Source organism: Pedobacter sp. NO84 (assembly GCF_059703915.1).
Map to the genome: position 1 here is coordinate 941,730 of NZ_AP046575.1, position 23,753 is coordinate 965,482.

16 protein-coding genes are annotated in these 23,753 nt (G+C 41.3%); 14 read left to right on the plus strand and 2 right to left on the minus strand.

All coding sequences use genetic code 11. The annotated features are described in order from the left end of the window. Positions 1-20: 20 nt before the first annotated feature. The gene (locus AC6H0V_RS04180) at positions 21-1,349 is read right to left on the minus strand and encodes a paraquat-inducible protein A (RefSeq protein ID WP_497562456.1); all 1,329 of its coding nucleotides are present in this window, start codon (positions 1,347-1,349) and stop codon (positions 21-23) included. Positions 1,350-1,661: 312 nt separating this feature from the next. Between AC6H0V_RS04180 and AC6H0V_RS04185 the strand changes: the two genes are divergently transcribed. The 9 genes from AC6H0V_RS04185 to AC6H0V_RS04225 are packed head-to-tail and all read left to right on the plus strand — an operon-like array spanning position 1,662 to position 15,405. Then, the gene (locus tag AC6H0V_RS04185; RefSeq protein WP_497562457.1) at positions 1,662-4,865 is read left to right on the plus strand and encodes a SusC/RagA family TonB-linked outer membrane protein; all 3,204 of its coding nucleotides are present in this window, start codon (positions 1,662-1,664) and stop codon (positions 4,863-4,865) included. A gap of 17 nt (positions 4,866-4,882) precedes the next feature. After that, positions 4,883-6,493, plus strand: a complete 1,611-nt coding sequence (locus AC6H0V_RS04190) for a RagB/SusD family nutrient uptake outer membrane protein (RefSeq protein WP_497562458.1) — start codon at positions 4,883-4,885, stop codon at positions 6,491-6,493. Between the two features lie 23 nt (positions 6,494-6,516). Then, on the plus strand, positions 6,517-7,710 hold the full coding sequence (locus AC6H0V_RS04195) for a cell shape determination protein CcmA (protein WP_497562459.1): 1,194 nt from the start codon (positions 6,517-6,519) through the stop codon (positions 7,708-7,710). 53 nt (positions 7,711-7,763) lie between these two features. Next, entirely contained in the window at positions 7,764-9,086 is a 1,323-nt protein-coding gene (locus tag AC6H0V_RS04200; RefSeq protein ID WP_497562460.1) for a glycoside hydrolase 5 family protein, read from the plus strand. Positions 9,087-9,113: 27 nt separating this feature from the next. After that, on the plus strand, positions 9,114-11,357 hold the full coding sequence (locus tag AC6H0V_RS04205; protein ID WP_497562461.1) for a glycoside hydrolase family 3 N-terminal domain-containing protein: 2,244 nt from the start codon (positions 9,114-9,116) through the stop codon (positions 11,355-11,357). Then, positions 11,354-11,923, plus strand: a complete 570-nt coding sequence (locus AC6H0V_RS04210) for a hypothetical protein (RefSeq protein ID WP_497562462.1) — start codon at positions 11,354-11,356, stop codon at positions 11,921-11,923. The genes AC6H0V_RS04205 and AC6H0V_RS04210 overlap by 4 nt, the downstream gene beginning before the upstream one ends. A 3-nt stretch (positions 11,924-11,926) precedes the next feature. Further along, the gene (locus tag AC6H0V_RS04215) at positions 11,927-13,180 is read left to right on the plus strand and encodes a glycoside hydrolase family 26 protein (protein WP_497562463.1); all 1,254 of its coding nucleotides are present in this window, start codon (positions 11,927-11,929) and stop codon (positions 13,178-13,180) included. Between the two features lie 7 nt (positions 13,181-13,187). Further along, positions 13,188-14,165: a glycoside hydrolase family 5 protein gene (locus tag AC6H0V_RS04220; RefSeq protein WP_497562464.1), complete on the plus strand. Its 978-nt coding sequence runs from the start codon at positions 13,188-13,190 to the stop codon at positions 14,163-14,165. 1 nt (position 14,166) lies between these two features. Then, on the plus strand, positions 14,167-15,405 hold the full coding sequence (locus AC6H0V_RS04225; RefSeq protein ID WP_497562465.1) for a glycoside hydrolase family 27 protein: 1,239 nt from the start codon (positions 14,167-14,169) through the stop codon (positions 15,403-15,405). A 355-nt stretch (positions 15,406-15,760) separates the two neighbouring features. Here the strand turns inward: AC6H0V_RS04225 and AC6H0V_RS04230 are convergent, their stop codons facing one another. After that, positions 15,761-16,636 (minus strand): helix-turn-helix domain-containing protein, encoded by an 876-nt coding sequence (locus tag AC6H0V_RS04230; RefSeq protein ID WP_497562466.1) that lies wholly within the window; start codon positions 16,634-16,636, stop codon positions 15,761-15,763. Between the two features lie 213 nt (positions 16,637-16,849). Between AC6H0V_RS04230 and AC6H0V_RS04235 the strand changes: the two genes are divergently transcribed. The 5 genes from AC6H0V_RS04235 to AC6H0V_RS04255 all read left to right on the plus strand — a co-directional run bounded on the left by AC6H0V_RS04235 (position 16,850) and on the right by AC6H0V_RS04255 (position 23,437). Next, positions 16,850-17,968 carry a glycoside hydrolase family 26 protein gene (locus tag AC6H0V_RS04235; RefSeq protein ID WP_497562467.1) on the plus strand — a complete coding sequence of 373 codons (1,119 nt, stop codon included), beginning with the start codon at positions 16,850-16,852 and terminating at the stop codon, positions 17,966-17,968. Between the two features lie 3 nt (positions 17,969-17,971). Further along, on the plus strand, positions 17,972-19,102 hold the full coding sequence (locus AC6H0V_RS04240; RefSeq protein ID WP_497562468.1) for a glycoside hydrolase family 26 protein: 1,131 nt from the start codon (positions 17,972-17,974) through the stop codon (positions 19,100-19,102). Positions 19,103-19,217: 115 nt separating this feature from the next. Beyond that, complete coding sequence (locus tag AC6H0V_RS04245) at positions 19,218-21,044, plus strand: sodium:solute symporter family protein (RefSeq protein ID WP_497562469.1); 1,827 nt, start codon at positions 19,218-19,220, stop codon at positions 21,042-21,044. 13 nt (positions 21,045-21,057) lie between these two features. Next, positions 21,058-22,236 (plus strand): glycoside hydrolase family 130 protein, encoded by a 1,179-nt coding sequence (locus AC6H0V_RS04250; protein ID WP_497562470.1) that lies wholly within the window; start codon positions 21,058-21,060, stop codon positions 22,234-22,236. Next, positions 22,223-23,437: an AGE family epimerase/isomerase gene (locus AC6H0V_RS04255; RefSeq protein WP_497562471.1), complete on the plus strand. Its 1,215-nt coding sequence runs from the start codon at positions 22,223-22,225 to the stop codon at positions 23,435-23,437. Before AC6H0V_RS04250 ends, AC6H0V_RS04255 begins: the two co-directional genes overlap by 14 nt. Positions 23,438-23,753 lie beyond the last annotated feature (316 nt).

Here is a 23,753-nt window from a genome sequence, read left to right on the forward strand (position 1 = left end):
TTATTTTGGTTGTAATGAGTTTAATGTGAATCATGCGGCGTAATGAACTTGAGGATCGTAGAAAGCACAAGGCCAAACAGCACAAATGCAATAAATATGATAAAGCCCGGCTGCAGTGCAGTGTTATGGGTAGAGATGAGTGTAAGCGACGTTGCAGGAATTTTAAGATTTTGAAGTTGATCTTCCAAAAGGCCATTAAGCCCAATGTATGCCATTAAGATTGCGATCACAATTACATCAGCCATGCTCCATTTGCCCGATTGGAACGCGAAGTATTTGATCACCCTGTTTTCTGCCAGCTTCTTTTTGCCCAAAAGGTGGATGCCTGTTGAGCTCAGCTTCATGATAGGAAAAAGTATACTGAAGATTAATATTAATACGCCTACTGCAATAGAATCAATTGCGTTTCCGCTGATCAGGATCTTAACCACATCTAAAATGCTTTTGCTTTGGAAGAAAAGCACTTGGTCTGTAAAGGTAATGTGCTGACCAAGGAGTACAAATTCTAGCGAACTGATCCGGGCATCAACTTCTATCATCGATGCGGTAAGTCCAACACCTAATAATATAAATGCGAATAATAACGACATCACGAACAATGTGGCGTGCAGAGGTTTGCGTTTCCTGAATACCCACCATGCCAACAGGAACACCACAATACCACCCAGCATAGCTATACAATAGGTATAAGTAATATTCTTTATCTCTTTTAGTCCGGCTTTAATTTTGCCGTTAAAGTTATCCCGGTTAGAAACGTGGTATCTTGCATATACCTTGCCCACTTTGCTGGCGTTCGCCTTTAAGGTACTGTCAATAAATGCGATATCATCAATCTGGTCTAGCTTTTGAAGTGCCATAGAACCCAGTTGCTTTTTTGTTGTCGGGTTATCAACCTTGTTCATAATGGTTCTGGCAATGCCTGGCACCTGTTTTTTGATCGTGTCTATTTTTACAAAGTTTTTAACCGCAAATTTAACCAGTTTACCCCTGAATGATTTTTTCTCAGGTTTAGTAACCAGTGCTTCAGCTTTATCAATCAGCGCGATGATCACTCCTTCAATTTCCTTTTGTAGTTCCTTTTTTTGTTGGGGCGAAATGTCAAGATTTTTTGCTTGGTGAGAAATGATGCTTTCTATTTTTCCCTGCCATTGCTCTATAGAAAAAAGGCCCAGCATAATGTTGTTCATGTCGGCATAGTCTTTTTTCAACTGTTCCTGCCTTTCGGAAAGCTCGTGCAGGCGGTAGCCAAAATAACCTTCGCCAATAAGCAGTATGCCAAGGCCCAAGATCAGTATCATCTTCGCTACGTTAAATCCTTTCTTGAGGTGTTGTTTTTCTGTTGCGGCCAATTGCGTTAATTTAAGAGTTGGATTTGGCTATAACGTAAATTAGGAGCTAATTGTTTGGAGCATTAACGTTAGTCTAAATGGAACGCTTCTGTAATCTTCTATAGAAACCGTCAATATTTAATCACTTTAGGAGAAAAAAGTATAACTAATTAGTGCTCAATTTAAAGGGTAAATTGTTTGATAATGATAGTCTTAGGGCTTATCATATTTTCGTAAATGTGGTTTTTAGATTAATTTAAGTTAAAATAATATTACAAATGCGATGAGCATTGCAGTTAAATTTGAATAACAAAAAACCTAAATATAAACAGTATGAATACAACTTTACGAACAATAGTTCTGTTTGTGGTGTGTATGGGCTCTCTAACCCTCGCTTTGGCACAAAATTCGTCCAAGGTAATCACCGGAACAGTTTATGATGAAAAAGGAACCGCGTTGCCAGGCGCAGGTGTTTTGGTGAAAGGCACAACCATCGCTACCAAGACAAATGTTGATGGTAAATATTCAATCACTGTTCCCTCAACCGCAACCACATTAGTTTACAGTTTCATTGGCTCTTTAAATCAAGAGGTAATTATTGGAACACGGTCTGAAATTAATGTAACGTTAAGATCTGCCACTACGGTTCTAGCAGATGTGGTGGTAATTGGTTATGGTTCTCAGAAGCGTCAGGATGTAAATGGCTCGGTGTCTTCTGTAATGGCCAAAGATATTGCCAATGTGCCGCAATCAAGTATCGATCAACTTATCCAAGGTAAGGCTGCGGGTGTTACTATTACACAGAACTCTGGTGGCCCGGGCAGTGCCACTTCTGTACGCATTAGAGGCGTTACTTCATTTGGTGGTAGCGAACCGCTGTATGTAATTGATGGTGTGCCTATTCAAGGTGATGCCATGAACAAAAGCGGCAATGGCAAATCGGCACAGTTAACTCGTACCGGAGGTGGTCAAGAAGAAACCGGTGTAAGTCCGCTTTCTAGGCTTAATCCAAATGATATAGAATCAATAGATATTTTAAAAGATGCCTCTGCAACCGCAATCTATGGTAGTCGCGGAGCCAATGGAGTAGTAATCGTAACCACTAAACGGGGCAAAAACGGAACCGCCAGAGTTAGCTACGATGGATATTCAGGTTTCCAGAAGCAGGGACATTTTTTGGAGATGATGAATTTGAAACAGTTCGCTAACCTCCAAAATGCATTGGCAGATAAGTTTAATGTACAACGTAGGGTAGAATTTGCTGATCCAAGTATCTTAGGATCGGGTACCAACTGGCAGGAAGCCATTTTCCAATCTGCTCCTATGCAGAGCCATCAATTGGCTATTTCTGGCGCTAGGGAAGGGATAGATTACTATGTGTCTGGAGGTTACCTTAAACAGGAAGGAACGATTATAGGAAGTGATTTTAAACGCTACTCTTTTAGAACAAATATAAATGGACAGGTAAAAGAATGGTTAAAGGTAGGTACTGCAGTAGGTGCAGGTAGAACAAATCAGGACGTGGGTCTGGGAAGTAATACCGGAATTGTATACAATGCCTTGTTAAGTGCTCCAGATAACCCGATCTATAATGCGGATGGATCTTTTGCGGGTCCGTCTTTAGATGCTGGGGGTTTGGCGCAAGGTACGATCAACCCCATAGCTCAGGCATTAAATTTAACCAATACCTTATTAAGTAATAATATTAATGGAAGCGCCTATGCTGATCTGCGCTTTTATAAAGATCTTACCTTAAGGTCTGAACTTAATGGCGATTTTAACTGGTCTGAGGCACAAACATTTAAACCAACCTACTCATGGGGAGCATTTAAAAACCAAACTGCCAGGTTAGACCAATATAATTCTAACAGCACCTATTGGGGATGGAAAGAATATTTTAACTATAACCACACTTTCGGTACCAAGCATAACCTAACTGCGCTTGCAGGTTACGAAGTTTGGCAGGCAAGTTGGGGTGGAGTAAATAATAAAATAGAGAATTTCGCCTCTGGTAATACCATACAAACGCTTGGATTTGGTGATCAGACTACTGCATTGATTGATCAGAACAAAGGTACCCAAGTAATGGAATCCTTTTTAGGAAGAGCAATTTATACCTACAATAATAAATACAGCATCACAGCAAGCATTCGTTCAGATAAATCCTCTAAATTTTCTGAGGGCCACAAAGTGGGATATTTTCCTGCAGCAGCTGTCTCATGGCGCTTATCTGAAGAGCCTTTTATGCAAGGCCTCAAATCTATAGTAGATAATCTTAAAATAAGGTTAAATTATGGAGAAACCGGAAATCAAAATATACCAAATTACTTATATGGATCATCTATAAAAGCGGTTGCTACCGGCTTGGGTACAGGATTTGTAACCAACAATGTGGCCAACCTTGAGTTAACTTGGGAAACGGCCATCCAAAAAGGAGCCGGTTTAGATTTTGGTTTATTTAAAGGACGAATAGAAGGTAGTTTTGATTACTTTATTAAAAACTCTAATAATTTTCTATTCCAAAAACCTTTGCCAGCATTTTTATTAGGTGGCGTGGCCGAATACTCAGATGTGGCCGCCATCAGATCTCCGTATTATAATGCGGGTGAAATTGAAAATAAAGGCTTCGAATTTTCGATCAATAGTAGAAACGTAGCAAGCCAAAACTTTAAATGGAATACCACTCTAATTTTCTCTAAATATAAAAACAAGGTGGTATCGCTTGATGGCTCTCCGGCATTGATCGGAAGCATCAATAGTAGCTTTATCAGTTTGCCGGTTACTAAAACCGTAGAGGGTGGTCCGGTAGGACAATTCTTTGGCTACAAAGTAAAGGGCGTAATTAAAACAACTGCAGATCTGCAATTTATCGCCTCGCATCCACAGAATGTAACTGGCGGTACCTCACCAGCGGTGATTACGAATGATCCTTCGATTGCAAACTCCATCTATCTTGGTGATCTGATGTATCAAGATGTAAATGGCGATGGGAAAGTAGATGCCAATGATCAAACCGCATTGGGCAATCCAAATCCTGATTTCACCTATAGCATTACCAACAATTTCACCTATAAAAACTTTGATCTTTCTGTGTTTTTAAATGGATCGCAAGGTGGCAAGATCTTAAACGCATTAAAGTATCAGGTCGCAGGTCTTTCGGGCTTATATTCAAACCAGTTGGCATCATCTGCCGATTTTTGGTCGCCCAACAATTCAAACTCAGACATTCCTACTCCAAAAGCGGGGATAGCCAACAACAATTTGGTGATGTCTGATCGCTTTTTGGAGAGTGCCTCTTTCTTAAGGGTACAGAACGTAAGATTGGGCTACACCTTACCAGACAAGTGGATCAAATATGCAAAGCTTAGTCGGTTAAATATTTATGCTAGTGCACAAAACTTGTATGTATTTACTAAATATTCGGGCCTGGATCCAGAAATCGGATCATTGAACCAAAATCCGATCTATAGCAATATTGATATGGGAAGGTATCCTATACCTCGAACCATCACCTTTGGTATTAACGCACAGTTTTAATTTAACAGAAAATCAAGATGAAGCTTTATATAAAACAGATAGTAATAGTTGCAGTATTGGTAGTAGTTTCTACCACAGGCTGTAAGAAAGACTTTTTTAACCGTCCGCCAGAAGATCAGTACACTGTTGGCGGTTATTACACCACGGCCGCCCAGGTACAATCGAGTACCAACGCCCTGTATGCTGCGCCGTGGTTTGGTTGGAATACCAAAGTAAGTTGGGCAATTACCGAGTTGGCCAGTGGTAATGGTAGAAGCGGCTCTGACGACGTGAAAGCCTTTGGAACCTTCTCTGTATCTAACGGTAACTTTGAACTGAGCGCCGCATGGAACTCATTATTTACCGTAGTGGCGCAATCTAATGCAGTAATCTATAATTTGCCTACCGTGCCGCCCTCTATTCCAGCTAATGTAGTTAACAATGCGATTGGCGAGGCTAGGGTAATGCGGGCACTGGCTTATTTCCATTTGGTCAGGATTTTTGGCAACGTGCCGATCATCGAAAATCCATTGGATTTCGTAGGCAGTCCATCAACCATCCGTTCCAATCCGGTTCCAGATGTATACAAGTTTATCATAAATGACCTTAAGTTTGGGGAAGCCAATTGTACGCCAAATGTGGCCGGTACAGGGCATGTTTCTAGTGGCTCGGCATCTGCATTAATGGCCAAAGTTTATCTTTACATGCAAGATTATGCGAACGCCCGTATTCAGGCAGAAAAAGTAATCGCCAGCAATGAATTTGGATTATTTGGGATTGATATCGCAGGAAAAACCTATGCCGATTTGTTCAAGATTGCCAATAACAACAACAAAGAGTCTATTATCGCTCTGCAATGGCTCTCTAATGGTGGTTATGGTTTTGGCAATGGTATGCAGGCATCTTTAGCCTACAGCAGCGAAATTACACAAACGGGTGATGGATATGGGGTATTGGCACCAACATTCGATCTGATTGATGCTTACACCGTAAATGATCAGCGAAGAAAACCCACCATCATGTTACCTGGCGATAAATATCCTGAAATTAACCAGGCGGGAGGCGGCTATACTGTTCCGCTAAATGCAAGCTCGCAAGGCACGCACGCCCAGATTAAAAAATATGTAGTCGGATCTCCAGCAGATAATGGCGGTAAAAGCGCCTTTCAATCAACCGGAATGAATACCTACATGTTGCGCCTGGCTGATGTGTACCTCATCGCCGCAGAGGCCATCCTTGGTCAATCAGTAGGAAGCAGTGCTACAGGTCTACCGCTAACTGCAAGTACAACCAATGCTACAGCATTAAATTATGTGAATACCATTAGGAGAAGAGCGGGCTTAAATAACCTGAGTACCTTAACTTTCTTAGACATTATCAAAGAGCGCAGGCTTGAGTTTGCCATCGAAGGCGATTATTGGTTTGATTTAGGACGTATAGATGGGTTTAACGTTACCTCACATCCTAAGGCAATAGCGATAATTAAAGCGCAAGACCGCGGTGATTCGAGCAACGATACGCCACCAATTAGATATGGAAATGGATTTTACACCCCTAATAACGCTGATTTTAGATTTCCTTATCCAGCTACAGAAGTTGCTAATGATCCGGCCTTAACGATGGATCCAGTTCCTTATACCTTCAAATAGTTTATTTACCTCATAAAAAAAATATGAAAACATTTATTAAACCAACAGGCCGCTTGCTTTATTTGCTTTTCGCGATAGCAGTGGTGTCTTTTTCTGCCTGTAAAAAAGAAGAGGACGGCGGCAAAGGTAACCCAACAATTAGCAGGGTACGTACCATTAGTAAAACGATGATCAATAGCTCATTGGTAACCACCATAACCACTTACGACGCGAGCGGCAAGGCAACTTCGACAAGTTATTCGAATACCACTCCGCAGGTTGTGGCCATGGACTCGACCACCACAGACGGAAAGCTGCAGAATATGTATGCCATTATCGGTACAAATCTGGCTAGTGTAACAGATGTATCGTTCAATAACGTTTCGGTATACTTTAATAAGGCGCTTGGCTCTGATACTACCATTTTGGTGAGCATCCCTAAAACTACACCAGCTGGCCCAACTCAAGTAAATAAACTTACCGTTACTACTCTTTATGGACAGGTTGATTATAAGTTTAGTATCCTATTACCTCCGCCAACCGTTACCGAGGTTTCTAATTATAATTTCTCTAATGGTTCTGAAATTACATTAACCGGAATAGGTTTAGGATCGGTAACCGATGTGCAATTGGGAGCAACTACGGCAAAAGCAAGCATTGTGAGCAAAAGCGATACACAGCTTACTATTAAGATGCCAAATTCGACATTGGTTTCTACCACTTTAGTTCTAACTTATCCTTCGGGTGTAGTAGGACCTACTCAGGTTTTTGTTAATCTTGATCAGGCCTATGCCTTTTTTAAAGATGATTATGGTACCGATTGGTCGGGCAATTTCTGGGGAAGTGGAGAAGTTTCTGGTGCGGCGTTCAAATCTGGAACAAAATCGCTGAAATTAAACTATTCAAAAGGCAATTGGAGTGCAAATGGTGTAGCTAATTGGTGGCCGGGCATGGCTTTTTCACCAGATTATAAATACCTATCTTTTTACATGAAAGGCGGCTCGCAAGACTATACACTATACATTACCGGCGACAAACGTGCAGGAGGTTATGGAAATTCAGACCAATCTGCACCAATCGTAGTGCCAGCAAACGTATGGACCTATTATAAAATTCCGCTTTCTACTTTAGGCCTATGGAGCACTGGATCAACGTTTAATACGATTGGCTTTTGGATCAAAGGACCTGATCCACAAAACGAAAGCTTTTATCTAGATGATTTCATTCTCGTAAAATAATCCAATAATTTGAACCCGATTCTTCGTTTCTATAATGTCGAATCGGGTTTTTCATGTCTAATAAATTGATGATGCAGCTCAGGGGTAGAATAGTGTGTTTTTTGTTTTCGCTAGCTTTAATGGGTGCCTTTTTCAGCTCCAAAGCCCAGCACGCAGGTTTTGTTAAAGTCAAAAATCATCAGTTTTTAATCGATAACAAACCTTACTACTACATTGGAACCAATTATTGGTATGGCGGTTTGTTGGCCTTAACTAAAGACCAGGCCCGCGGAAAACAAAGGCTGATCAAAGAACTGGATTTTTTAGTATCCAAAGGCATCAATAACCTGCGGGTGATGGTAGGGGCAGAAGGAACAGGAAGGATCAATGGAGTTGATCGGGTTAAGCCCGCCGTACAGCCTACACAAGGAAACTTTGATCCGCAGATTTTAGTGGGATTGGATTTTCTTTTGTCAGAAATGAACAAACGCCATATGAAAGCAGTGCTCTATCTAAGCAACAATTGGGAATGGAGCGGCGGATTTTTGCAATATGTAAACTGGAACGGGCTGCTCGATAACGAAACCCTAAAACGAAAATTAACTTGGGATGAGCAACGCGATTATACGAGTAAATTCTACGATTGCGAGCCCTGCAAAAAAGACTATCTTAAACAATTAGACTTAGTTCTTTTGCGCAAAAACACCCTTACAAGTATCAAATACACCCATGATCCCGCAATTATGGCATGGGAACTGGCTAACGAACCACGGCCGATGAGGCCATCAGCGGTAACAGCCTACAAAGATTGGATCATCGCTACCGCAAAACATATCAAGGCCATAGACCCTCAACATTTGGTTACCATCGGGTCGGAAGGGCAGATGGGAACAGAAGAAAATATAACCTTATTTAAGGAAATCCATTCGTACCCAACCATTGATTATCTCACCATTCACATCTGGCCAAAAAACTGGGGCTGGTTTAAGGATAGTCCAACGGCTGAGGCCATGCCAACCGTATCCAGCAAAACAGTAGATTATATCAAACAGCACGAAACAATTGCCCAAGAATTAAACAAGCCTCTTGTAATAGAAGAATTTGGGCTGCCGCGAAACAATCATAGCTTCGATCCCGCGGTGGCCACAACGTTAAGAGATGGCTATTTTAAAGAGATCTTTTCGGTATGGCAAAGCAGCAAGGTTACGAACGGAGCTATCGCAGGATGTAATTTTTGGGCCTTCGGTGGAACTTCAAGGCCCGTAAAAGATCAGTTGTTTTGGAAAGATGGAGACGATTTTTCTGGCGATCCACCACAGGAAGAACAGGGATTAAATGCCGTGTTTGATAGCGATCGATCTACCTGGCAAATAATCAAATTATTTTTGAATCGATAAACCTTACACTAAGCACAATCCATAAAAATGAGAACATATCTGTTAGTTGCCTTTTTCGCATCGTTGATGTTTACCGCAAATGCGCAGAAAGCGGATGTTAACCAGCAAAAAGTAAACGCCCTATTGTCTAAAATGACCTTAGAGGAGAAAATAGGCCAGATGACGCAGATCAGTTTGGAGGCTTTTCTTAAATCTAAAAATGGGGTGGCTTTAGAACCTCATCAGTTGGATTTAGAAAAATTGGGTACTGCCATAAAGAAGTACAAAATTGGATCGGTGCTCAACGTTGGTGGTGATGCACAAACAGTAGAAAATTGGAGGCAAACCCTTACCCAAATCCAAAACCTAGCCATGCAGGAAGGCGCCAAGATCCCGGTTTTATATGGCATAGATGCCATTCATGGCAATAATTATACGCTTAATTCAGTACTGTTCCCTCAACAGATTGCCCAGGCTGCTTCGTTTAATTTGGCCATGGTTAAAAAAGCTGCGGAAGTTTCAGCCTACGAAACAAGAGCCTCATTTATTCCCTGGAACTTTAGTCCGGTTTTAGATCTGGGCAGGCAGCCTGTATGGCCACGCATTTGGGAAACTTTTGGCGAAGATCCCTTATTGGTAGCAGAAATGGGAAAAGCGAGCATAGCAGGGCTACAGGGCAACAATCTTTCCGATCGCTATCATGTAGCAGCCTGTCTTAAACATTATATGGGCTATAGCATGCCGCTGAGTGGTCATGATCGTACGCCTGCTTGGATCCCAGAGAGAGAATTACGCGAATACTTTCTTCCCCAGTTTGCCGCTGCGGTAAAAGCAGGAGCAAGAACAGTAATGATTAATAGCGGCGAAATTAATGGATTGCCCGTACATGCCAATCACCATATCCTAACCGATATTTTGAAAGGTGAACTAGGCTTTAGTGGCTTTGCCGTTAGCGACTGGCAAGATATCGAATACCTTTATCAGCGCCATCGCATTGCAAAAGACAATAAAGAGGCAGTAATGATAGCAATAAATGCAGGAATAGACATGAGTATGGTGCCCACAGATTTTACGTTCTGTGATGCTCTTCTTGCTTTGGTTAAAGAGGGGAAGGTGCCCATGTCGCGTATCAATGATGCCGTTTCGAGGATCTTGAAAGTTAAGATGGAACTCGGCCTGTTTGCCAATCCGATAGGGAATGCAACTGATTATCAAGAATTTAATAGTGCTGCGCACAATACCATCAACTATCAGGTTGCGTCTGAGTGCATTACGCTCCTAAAAAATACCAGTGCCACCTTACCGCTCGCAGTAGGAAAAAAAATTCTGGTTGCCGGCCCTTCTGCCAATAGCATGAGAAGCCTAAATGGGGGCTGGGCACGCAACTGGCAAGGCACCAATAGCAACGAAACAGAAAAAGACAAGAATACCATTCTAGAAGCCCTACAAAATGTGTTTGGACAAAACAACGTAAGCTATGGTGAGGGAGTGTCTTTTGATGGAAAAGAAAATATCTCCGAAACCGTTTCCAAAGCAGAAAAGGCGGATGTAATTGTTCTTTGCATAGGCGAAAATAGTTATACTGAAACCCCCGGAAATATTAATGATCTAACCATCGATGCCGCCCAAATCTCGCTTGCTACTGCGCTTGCTAAAATAGGTAAGCCCGTTATTTTTGTATTAACCGAGGGCCGACCACGGATAATTTCCCCAATCGAGCCAATGGCGATGGCAATTTTACAAACTTATTGGTTAGGTAACGAAGGAGGAAATGTGGTGGCCGACGTATTGGCTGGAAAAATCAATCCCAGTGGGAAATTGCCCTACACCTACCCTAGAAGTACCAACGGATTAATTAATTACTACCATAAATATACCGAAACCTTAGAGTTTGATCCTACTGGAGGCTATGATCCCCAATGGCCTTTTGGCTTTGGCTTAAGTTATACCACCTTCAAATACAGTAATTTAAAAATCAATACTTCAACTCTAACTCCCACAACTAAAATAGAGATAGCCGTTGATGTAACCAATACCGGAAAGGTAAGCGGCAAAGAAACCGTGTTGCTGTATGTGAGTGATCTTGTAGCTTCGGTTACACCAGAGGTGAAGCGCCTTAGATCTTTCGAAAAAATAGATCTTGCCAGTGGCGAAACTAAAACCGTACGTTTTTATCTCGATAAAGAGAAGCTTTCATTTATCAATCACCAACTGAAGAGGGTAACAGAGCCGGGCGAATTTTTATTGTCTGTAGCCGATTTATCCCTAAAGTTCCAATTTACATCGCCATGAAACGCACTGGGGCTATCCTTTCATTTATTTTAACCTTAAGCTCATTCCAAGTTAAGGCGCAACAAAACCTGATCAATAATGGGGGATTCGAAGAAGGATTAAACGGATGGGGTGCTGGAAATGCTAAAATCTCCAGTTTCATCCAAAATTCAGGGAAATCAAGCTTGGCGTTGGTTGCTTATGTGCCAGGCAAATGGGAAGGGATTGATCAGAAGGTCAAACTTCCAAAAAACACAAAAGCTTTGGCACTTAGTGGCGCCTATAAACTCGATGAAGTTGAGCAGGGCAAAAATGCATGGAATGTAGCTGTTGTGATTATAGAATTCACTAAAGTAGACCAGAAAATTGGAGAAAGCATAGTTTTGATAGAAAAGAAGGGCTCAATAGAATGGACCAACTTTAGAAAATTAATACGGGTTCCAGACGATGCTACAGGATTTAGGTTAATGGTAGCCTTAAGTGAAGCTTCGGGAACATTTTTCGTAGACGATCTTAGCGCCAAAGCGATGTCCCTCACAGATTTTGAAAAAGAAAGTGCCAACACAGAAAATATACCCAGCAATTAAATTATGAAACCATTTAACAATCCGATCCGACCACAAATTTTTAGGGTAATTTTACTGTCTTTACTGGTAAGCGGCCTGTTTTCCTGTAAAAAAGGAAGTAAAGATGTTATACCAGAACCCGTAGTGCCCATAGTTCCCATCCCCGAGAAAACGCCAACTTTGGCCGAAGTAAAAGGATGGTTGGTTACCAAAAATGCCACTGATGAAACAGCCGCTTTATTTTATAACCTTAAACAAATTGCCAAAACGAATGTGCTTTTTGGCCATCAAGACGATACCAAAAGAGGAGTTACCAATGCCAGCACTCAGTGGGCCAACGAGCAGCAGTTTTCTGGCGTTTCAAATACGCAGAGCGACGTTAAAACGGTTACAGGATCCTATCCGGCCGTATATGGGCACGATTTTATCCACATGACCAATTTTGCTTCGGGAAACTGGTTCGACTATGAAAAATCGATAGCACGAACCTTAACCATAGAAGCCTACAACCGTGGAGGAATAAATACCTATTGTTGGCATTATGCGAACCCTGTAAGCAAAGGTGGCTTTTATTGGACAGACTCGCCGGTGCCTGCGGCTAGCCAAACCATCCCTGGAGGAACAGCAAATGAAACCTTCAAAGCTTCTCTAAAAATAATAGCCGACTATGCAAAAACCCTTGTGGGTAGTGATGGCAAGCTCATTCCGATTATTTTTAGGCCCTTTCATGAGATGGATGGAAGCTGGTTTTGGTGGGGAAGTGGTCATGCCTCTGCATCAGAGTATATTGCTATGTACCGCTATACCGTTACCTATCTGAGGGACGATCTCGCAGTGAAGAACTTTCTTTTTGCCTGGTCGCCAGATCGAAACTTTAATTCTGAAGCACAATACCTAAATTACTATCCCGGAGATGAATATGTAGATCTGGTAGGTACAGATAATTATGAAGACATGAAAGCCAACGTTTCGCCCTCGATTGCGGCAGCCAAGTTTAAAATCGTTTCTGATTATGCCAAAGCACACAATAAATTGGCCGCTTTAACAGAAACAGGACTGCAAAATCTTACGCGATCAGATTGGTATACCCAACAATTACTAAAATCGCTCAAAAATCAAAACCTCGAATTTGCTTATGCGCTGGTGTGGGCGAATACCAAAGATGCGTATTGGACGCCCTATGCCGGTCATGCCGCGGCAACAGATTTTGTTAATTTTAAAAACGATGGTTTTGTGCTATTTTCCGATAAAATGCCATCCATGTACCAGATCAAATAATCATTCTATGAAAAAGCGATCAGCTCTGTGTTTGTTTTTGTTGGTATGCTGCACCATTACCTTTGCGCAAAAATTAACCCCAGTGCAAAAACATGGTGCGCTAAAGGTGGTTGATGGTAAGATACTGGACAAGTTTAACATTGAACCACAGCTTCGTGGGATCAGTTTGTCGTGGAGCATTTGGGCAGGCCGAAAATATTATAACAGGGATGTGGTGAACTGGCTCGATGCCGATTTTAACATCAGTTTGCTGCGTATTTCTATGGCCATTGAGCCAGAGGGAGGTTATCTGCAAGATCAAATAGGTCAAGAAAAACTAATTACCGAAACCGTTGATGCAGCTCTCGAAAAAGGGTTGTACGTATTGCTAGATTGGCACGATCATCATGCAGAGGAACACCAGTCCCAAGCGGTAGCATTTTTTGGCAAGATGGCCAAACGTTACGCTGGGGTTCCAAATGTGATTTATGAAATTTACAATGAACCTGAACGTGCATCTTGGGGGGTGGTAAAAACCTATGCCCAAACGGTGATCACAGCCATCAGAAAGCAAGATCAAAACTCACTTATCGTTGTGGGCAGCCCGCACTGGGATCAAGATATTGATACGGTAGCCAAAGATCCGCTTAAAGATGTGGAAAATATTGCCTACTCATTTCATTTTTATGCATCAGAACCTCACCATCAAGAAGCATTAATGGCACGTGCCGATGAAGCTATTGCAGCAGGCCTTCCCGTTTTTGTAACCGAATGGGGTGTAGGAGAGGCTAATGGCGATGGTAAATTTGACCAGGAAAAAACCGATAAATGGTTTGCATGGATGGAAAGACATAAGTTAAGTTGGGCCAATTGGAATATAACAGATAAAAAAGAAACTACTGCGCTGCTTATGCCGGGCGCTAAGGTTACCGGTAATTGGCCCATCGAGATGCTTACACCCGCAGGGAAGTACATTAGAACGCAACTACGAAATTTAAACCAATAAAATGAAGATTAGTATTTTCTTAAGCTGTTTATTTATCTCCTTTACGGCTTTTGGCCAGGGAGAAAAATATGTTCAAAATTACAAGAAGTTTGATGGCCTGGCATTAACCCCGCCGATGGGATGGAACAGCTGGAATAAATTTGCTTGTAATGTAGACGAGAAATTGATCCGCGAAACTGCTGATGCTATGGTTAGTTCTGGGATGAAGGATGCGGGCTATTCCTATATCAATATCGACGATTGCTGGCACGGCGATAGAGATAGCTTAGGTTTTATTCATCCTGATCCGAAGCGTTTCCCCTCTGGGATGAAAGCCTTGGCAGATTACATTCACAGCAAAGGATTGAAATTAGGCCTATATTCTGATGCGGGCTCGCAAACCTGTGGGGGCCGGCCGGGGAGTAGGGGCTTCGAATTTCAGGACGCACTAAGCTATGCTAATTGGGGAGTAGATTACCTAAAATATGATTGGTGTAATACCGAAGGCCTTAAAGCTGAGGGTGCTTATAAAACCATAACAGCAGCATTGCGCAGGGCGGGAAGACCAATGGTGCTGAGTATCTGCGAATGGGGAACAGACCAGCCATGGGTTTGGGGTCCTGCGGTTGGGCATTTATGGCGCACAAGTGGAGATATTTTTAATTGTTTTGATTGCATCGAAGATCATGGGAGCTGGAAATCATGGGGCGTGATGCAGATTTTAGATAAACAAGAAGGATTAAGGAAATACGCAGGTCCGGGCCACTGGAATGATCCCGATATGCTAGAAATCGGAAACGGTAAACTTACCGAGGGAGAAGATCGGGCACATTTCGCCATGTGGGCGATGCTGGCAGCGCCACTTATTGCCGGTAATGATTTACGAAGTATGAACAAGGAAACGTTGGATGTATTAACCAATAAGGCAGTGATTTCAGTTAATCAGGATTCGCTGGGTATCCAAGGTTTTAGATATGCTGTTGCAGATGGAATGGAAACCTGGTTTAAGCCATTGAAAAATGGGAATTGGGCCGTGTGGTTCCTGAATCGTTCTACAACAGATAAGGAGATCACTTTTAGTTGGCAATCGGAACTTGTAAAGGACGAGTTGTTTAACAGGGAAATAAACGCGAAGCAGATACTATATCAACTTAAAAACGCTTGGACAGGAAAATCATTAGGTACTACAAAAACGAATTTGAAGGCCACCATTCCCGCTCATGATGTGCTGATGTTAATTCTGGAAAAGGTTAATCTTTAACCTAAGCCCACGCTTACCGCCTAACGCTACTCTCCGCCCAACGCATAGCGATGCGCCTAATCTAACGTAGAGGTCGCAAAGTATTACGCAAAGAACGCTGAGATTATTGTTGCATAAATCTTAGCTGTTCTTGGATGTCTTACCTGCCTGCCGGCAGGCAGGGATGGTGAAAAAAAATAGAGTGCATGCTTTGTTTACTAAAAGCTAAGGCTCCTTAGGTATCTAAAGTGTTGAAAAATTGGTGAACCTATTGAAGAATAACTCATCAACTAGCTTTCTCTAAACTTCTTTGCATTTTAAAATATTTGCTACGCCAAACGATCCATGCTCAAAGCCCCATGCCCCATGCCCCATGCTATATAAAAACCCTCGTTCCCGAGAAATTCTCTCTAAACTCTTTCGGGGTGCAGTGTTTCTTTTTCTTGAATAGCCGATTAAAATTGGAAATATTATTAAATCCGCAGTTGTAAGAGATTTCGGCAACCGAATGTGTGGTTTCTATCAACATCCGTGTGGCATGGCCTAACCTTATTTCATTTAAGCTATCGATAAAGGTGTTACCGGTACGTTTTTTTATAAACCGACTAAAAGAAACCTCCGTCATGCTAACAAGCTTTGCCAAATCTTTTAGGGTAATCAGCTTATCAAAATTGGCATTCATAAATTCGAAAGCCTTGTCTATTCTCCGGCTGTTGTAGTTAAGCACCTGATCGTTGTTAAACGTAGCATCTGATAAAATACGCATGCTCTTAGAGGTAGAAAGGTCGTGCAGGATACTCATCAGTTCCAATACCGAGTCGAATCCCTGAAGCTGATTAATGGCTAAAATACGTTGGTGAACCTTTTCAATGGTTTCCCTCGGAAAAAGAATTCCCCTTACCGAACGTTCAAACATTTTTCTGATCAGGCTCAGTTGATTTCTTCTCAACATCTTATCATCAAAGAGGTCTTTATGCCACTGAATGGTAACTTCTGTAATTTCTTCGCTCTGGCAGAGATGCGTTGTCCACACGTGTGAAAGATTTGGTCCAACCAAAACCAGCTCCATGTCTGTAATTTCTTCTATATTGTCTCCTACAATCCGCTTTGCTCTTGGAGCATTTAAAATAAAATTTAACTCAAATTCCTCATGGAAATGCAAGGGAAAATCGAAATCTTTCTTAACCCTAGAGAAAATAGTAAAACAATCATTCTGGGTAAGCGGCGTAATTTCTTTAATGATGTTATGCATAGTTAAGTTAGAAAAAAATAACTTTAAGATAAAAGAACATTGATGCAATTTAACAAAATATATTTTGTTTAATGTGTAATTAAAGCATAATTATATTTTAAATAATGGATTTAATATTTGAATTGGTTAAAATAGTATTATCCGTTAAGTTAAATTCATCCCTATTTTAGTTAACTATTAGATTGGCCAATTTCTAATGATACCAAAGATTAAATGAACAAAAAGATCCTATTCTTCTTATTAGTAGTTGTCTCCTTTCAAGCTACTGCTTTAGCTCAGCTTATTGATACAAAGGCTACCCCAAACACTAGAAAATTGTTTGCTAAACTACAGCAGCTTGCGGGTAAAGAAGTGCTTTTTGGGCATCAGGATGATATGGCCTATGGGGTGGGCTGGAAATATGAATCGGGAAGGAGCGACATCAAGGACCTTACAGGACACTATCCGGCAGTATTTGGTTGGGAACTAGCGGGACTGGAGAAAAAAGAAAAGTTAAATATTGATGGTGTGCCCTTTGCTAACATGCGGCAATACATCCGAAAAGCATATGATCTAGGTGCCATCAATACCTTAAGCTGGCATATGGATAACCCCTTAAATCTAAAATCGGCATGGGACACTACCAGTAATGCGGTTAGTGTAATTCTCCCGAAAGGCGCAAAACATCAGCTCTATAAAACATGGCTCGATCAATTTGCCATTTTTGCCCAGTCCTTAAAAGGAACCGATGGGAACGCAATCCCCATTCTTTTCAGACCTTTCCACGAACACAGTGGTGGATGGTTCTGGTGGGGCGCAAAAAGCTGCAGTCCTAAACAATACCAAGAACTTTGGAGGTTTACTGTACAGTATCTGCGTGACGTGAAGCAGCTCCACAACCTCATCTATGTATTTAATCCCTGCGATTTCAATACCGAAGAACAATATCTGCAACGTTATCCCGGCGATTCTTTTGTTGATGTGCTCAGTTTTGATGCATATCAGCATGGAACCCAACAAGCAGAATCCTTTAAAAATGACATTATAAAAAAATTAGCCATCCAAGATCGCTTAGCCAAACGCAAGAAAAAGCTAAACGCCATTGCCGAAATAGGCTTCGTTGAAATCCCTATGTCCAATTGGTGGTCGACCATTTTTGCAAAAGCCATTGCGCAAACACCCCCATCTTACGCCCTGTTTTGGCGCAATGCAGGCTATCGCGAAAAAGAAAAAGACAATCATTACTATGCACCCTATCCGGGACAAACATCTGCCAATGATTTTATAGGGATTTGGAAGTCGGGCAAGATTTTGCTGCAGGATGGGTTAAAAAAATATTCTATTTATCGATAAGCAATGAGGAAATATAGTTATTTAATTACCTTATTGCTGGTTAACCTTGCCCAACTTGGCCTAGCACAAAATCGAAAGTACATTTTGGTTGATCCTAAAGCTACATCTGCTACACAAGCTTTGTTCGCCAATCTAATGTCGCTTAGTGGCAAAGGAGTGTTATTTGGCCAACAAGATGCACTACTGTATGGCATTGGATGGAAGAATGAATACGACAAGAGCGATGTGAAAATGGTAACCGGAAGTCACCCTGCCGTTTTTGGTTGGGATTTACAAAGCATTGCCACCAATGATACCGCCAAAAGTGCAAGAGAATATGGATTAAACCTAAAACGTTATTGCCAACAGGTGGTTGAAATGGGGGGGGTAAACACCTTGAGCTGGCATATGCAAAACTTTGTAACGGGCAAAAATTTTTACGATACTACCAAATGTGTCTCCGCCATTTTACCTGGTGGTAGCAAGCACCAAGAGTTTGTAAAGGCACTAGATCAGGTAGCGGCGTTTGTCAAATCCTTAAAAACATCAAAAGGAGTGGCTATCCCTGTTATTTTTCGCCCATTTCATGAACATACCGGAAACTGGTTTTGGTGGGGCAGACCCTTCTGTACCATTGCCGAGTACAAGGCCTTATGGCAATTTACGGTAGCTTATCTTCGAGATAATAAACAGCTGCATAACATTCTTTATGCCTATTCGCCCGACCGGATTGAAGGCGATTTTAGTCGCTATTTGGAACGTTACCCGGGAGACAACTATGTAGATGTGCTTGGCTTTGATGATTATTTTGAGTTTAAAGATATTAATGATGAAGCCTCGGTGGCCCTAGCGGTAAGCTCGCTCAGCCAAATTTGTAGGTATGCCCAAGCTAAGAACAAACTTGCTGCTTTAACCGAAACAGGGCAGGAAAAAATTGTACAGCCAACTTGGTTTACTACCATTTTTAATCGAATCATGGCAGATGAATATGCCTCGAGGATAGCATATATGTTGGTTTGGCGAAACGCACACACCGGACATTTTTATGCCCCATACCCCGGACACACGAGTGAAAAAGATTTTAAACAGTTTTACGACCATCCAAAGACACTTTTCCTAAACGATATGAGAACAAATTTATACCAAACTAATTAATCAGTTACCAGTGAGCAGTTTACAATTAACAGTTACCAGTTAACCTCCCGATAGCTATCGGGATAACCAATTACCAATTATCAGTAAATAAATTACCAGCTATTCAACTAACTACATGAAGCTTCAACTCATAGATATTTCGATTATTATCCTCTACCTCGCCTCCATGGTGTTCCTTGGATTTTGGTACCGTAAAAAAGCCAAGCAAAACAAGGAAAGCTACCTATTGGGAGGCAAATCCTTACCCTGGTATAAGCTTGGTTTAAGTGATGCTTCGGATATGTTCGATATCAGTGGTACCATGTGGATGGTAGCTTTATGTTTTGTATATGGTTTAAAAAGCATTTGGATCCCTTGGCTTTGGCCGGTATTTAACCAAGTGTTTATGATGATGTTCTTGAGCAAATGGTTGCGCAGAAGTAATGCGAATACTGGTGCCGAATGGTTGCAAACACGATTTGGACTAACCGGAAAGGGTGTAAGGGCATCTCATATTGTAGTTATTGCTTTCGCTCTGCTGAGTTGTTTTGGCTTCCTCGCCTATGGCTTTATTGGATTGGGCAAGTTTGTAGAAATCTTTATCCCATGGGATATGGTGAGCGGTTACATCCCCTTTGATATTGCTCCAAAGTATATTCCGCACTTTTATGGAATAGTATTTACGCTTTTTGCCATGTTCTATTCCATTTTAGGGGGGATGCACAGTATTGTGCAGGGCGATATAATCAAGTATGCGATCATGACCGTCGCCTGTGTGGCTATTGCTGTTATCGCAATAACACATTTAAACGGACAAACGTTAAATGTGCCAAAGGGTTGGGATGACCCATTTTTTGGTTGGAAACTAGATCTAGATTGGTCTAAGATTGCGGCAGAAGCCAATCAGAAAATAGCCGATGATGGTTTTAGTCTGTTCAGCTTATTCTTTGGGATGATGTTAATGAAAGGAGTTTTTGCATCGTTGGCCGGCCCGGCACCTAATTACGATATGCAAAAAGTATTGAGCACCAGAAGCCCTAAAGATGCGAGTAAAATGACAGGTTTTGTAAGTATCATCCTGTTACCTATTCGCTATTCGATGGTAATCGGATTAACCGTTTTAGCGCTGCTGTACTATAATCAATTGTATTTAAAAGGTCCAGATGGGATTACAGATTTTGAGCGGATTTTGCCCGCAACGATAAATAATTTCTTGCCAGTAGGAATCCTTGGATTGGTACTAACAGGCCTTTTAGGTGCTTTTATGGGCACTTTTAGCGGAACGCTGAATGCGGCTCAGGCCTATATCGTAAATGATATTTACCTTAAATATTTTAATCCAAAGGCAAGTACAACAAAAATCATCAGGATGAACTATATCGTAGGCATTCTGGTGGTGGTTATTGGAGTAGTGCTAGGCTTCTTTGCCAAAAATGTGAATGATGTACTGCAATGGATAGTGGGTGGCCTCTACGGTGGATATGTTGCCGCTAATTGTTTAAAATGGTATTGGTGGCGTTTCAATGCTAATGGATTTTTTTATGGAATGGCCGTAGGTATTATCGCTGCATTACTTATGCCCTATGTTACTTCAGGATTACCGCTGTATTGGTGGCCACTGCTTTTTGTGCTATCTTTAATTGGATGTATTATAGGTACTTATGCTGCTGAACCTACACCTGTTGAAACCTTAAAATCATTTTATAGAACCGTAAGGCCTTGGGGTTTTTGGAAACCCATCCACGATTTGGTAGTTGCAGAAGAGCCTGATTTTAAAGGCAACGATAGGTTTAAACTAGATATGTTTAATGTTGTGCTGGGCATCATCGCACAGTTGTGCCTAACCATTTTGCCCATGTATTTAATCCTGAATATGCAAGCACCATTATGGATTACGATAGCCATTCTTTTTGTAATCATAATGATTTTAAAAAGAACCTGGTGGAACAAATTAGAAGATTAAAAAGAAAGTTTTTATGATAGATTTCGAAGAAAGAAGGCAACAATTAGAAGACAGTTACAAAAAGCTAATTACCCTTAACAATAAAAAGGTAACTACGGGTAATGGTATTTTCGAACGCTATGAAAATCCTGTGCTTACCGCTAAACATGTGCCATTAAGTTGGAAATACGATTTTAATCCACAAACTAATCCCTATCTCTTAGAACGGATTAGTATCAATGCGACATTTAACTCTGGCGCGATTAAGTTTAACGATAAATATGTACTTATAGTTAGGGTGGAAGGCGTAGATCGTAAATCTTTCTTCGCAGTGGCAGAGAGCGGCAATGGAATAGATAATTTTACTTTTTGGGATGAGCCGATAACCTTACCAGAAACAAGTGTGCCCGATACCAACGTTTATGATATGCGCATTGTCCAACATGAAGATGGTTGGATGTATGGACTCTTTTGTACCGAAAGAAAAGATCCGGCTGCACCATCACATGATCAATCCATGGCCATAGCCCAGTGCGGAATAGTGAGAACCAGAGATCTTAAGACCTGGCATCGCCTGGCCGACTTAAAAACACCCTCTCCGCAACAACGGAATGTGGTTTTACATCCTGAATTTGTAGACGGGAAATATGCTTTTTTTACGCGCCCACAAGATGGGTTTATTGAAAGTGGTACGGGCGGCGGAATAGGATTTGGACTAAGTAAATCTATCGAAAATGCCATAATTGAGAAAGAAACAATTGTTGATAACAAGAAATACCATACCGTATATGAAGCTAAAAATGGAATGGGACCAGAACCCATTAAAACCAAATTTGGCTGGTTGTTTCTTGCCCATGGGGTACGAAATACCGCCGCTGGATTACGCTATGTACTGTATATGTTCATGACCGATCTCCAGGATATCACCAATGTAATTTATAAGCCCGCCGGTTATTTTTTGGCTCCAGAGGGAGAAGAGAGGATTGGAGATGTTTCTAATGTGGTTTTTAGCAATGGGTGGATCTTAGATGAAGATGGGAGCATATTTATTTATTATGCCTCTTCTGATACCAGAATGCATGTAGCAACAAGTACGCTCCCTGTTTTGTTAGATTATGTAATGAATACACCACCAGATGGTTTGCGTTCGGCAAGTACGGTTAACGCAATTTTAAGTAACATTGAAAAAAATAATGTAAGTGACACCGTTTAATTCCCCTAGAGAAGACTTACAAACTTATTGCAAAGAACTTAATGATGAGTTAAAAAACATTCTTCAATATTGGATGGATCATACGCTCGATCTTACCAATGGAGGATTTGTTGGGCGCATTACGAATTCTAATAAAATTGAGGCAAATGCTGCGAAGGGCAGCGTATTAAATGCAAGGATTTTATGGTCTTTTGCCGCGGGTTATAACTTAACCGGAAATCCGGTTTATCTCCCTATCGCAGATCGCGCATTCGAGTATATGAGCACCTATTTTGTTGATCACGAGTTTGGTGGAGTATATTGGTTATTGGATGCAAAGGGTAATCCACTAGATCCAAAAAAACAAGTTTATGCCATCGCATTTGCTATTTATGCTTTTAGCGAATACCACTCGGCCACCCAAAACCCTAAAGCAAAAGTACTTGCCGTTAAACTATATAACGATTTAATTAAACATACTTTCGATAATATTAAAGGCGGTTATTTCGAAGCCTTTAGCAGAGAATGGCAACCTATTGCAGATTTGCGCCTCAGTGATAAAGATGCTAACGAGCAAAAAACAATGAACACGCACCTGCATGTGCTGGAAGCATTTACCAACCTTTACCGAATTTGGCCAGATGAAACCCTTAAACTGGAAATTAGTTCATTGATCGGTAATTTTACCCAACATATCATTGATCAGAGAACGGGGCATCTCATTTTATTTTTTAATGAAAGCTGGGAAGCTAAATCAGCTACCATTTCTTACGGACACGACATTGAAGCCGCTTGGCTGTTGTTAGAAGCCGCCGAAACCATTAACGATGAAACACTAATTGCACAATTAAAAGGGTTAGGCGTACAAATGGCTAAGGCTAGCAAAGAAGGTCTTGACACAGATGGTGGTTTAGCATACGAGTTTGAAACAAACCAAAATCATCTCGTTAAAGAAAAACATTGGTGGGTACAGGCCGAGGCCATGATCGGTTTCTACAATGCTTGGGAAATCTCGAATAACGAAGATTTTTTAAAACTTAGCCTAACTACATGGGAGTTTGTGAAAGCTAACATCATTGATCATCAAAAAGGAGAATGGTTTTGGGGGGTGGATGAAAATGGAAAACCCACGGATGAAGACAAGGTTGGTGTGTGGAAGTGTCCGTATCACAATAGTAGGGCATGTATGGAGCTCATAAGAAGGATGAGCGTTAGGCGATAAGCGTGCGCAGATAGTTTTAATATGTCTCAACAACCTAACAGTGGCAACTTTTAATGATCAATTAGAGTCTTTTAATCGTGTCACCCTGAGCGTAGTCGAAGGGCATAACTAGTCTTTGACAAGCTCAGGGTGATCATTGAGGAAAATAACTTAGGTTTTTAAAGTGGTAAAAAGATAACCACAAAGAAGCAAAGACCGCATAAGCAATCAACTTCAAAAATACACGATGGGGAGATATATCTGCGGCTAGTTATACTCCAGCTAGGCAACCTATATTTCTTATATGTTTAAATTTAAGACTTCTAAAGTATTGAAC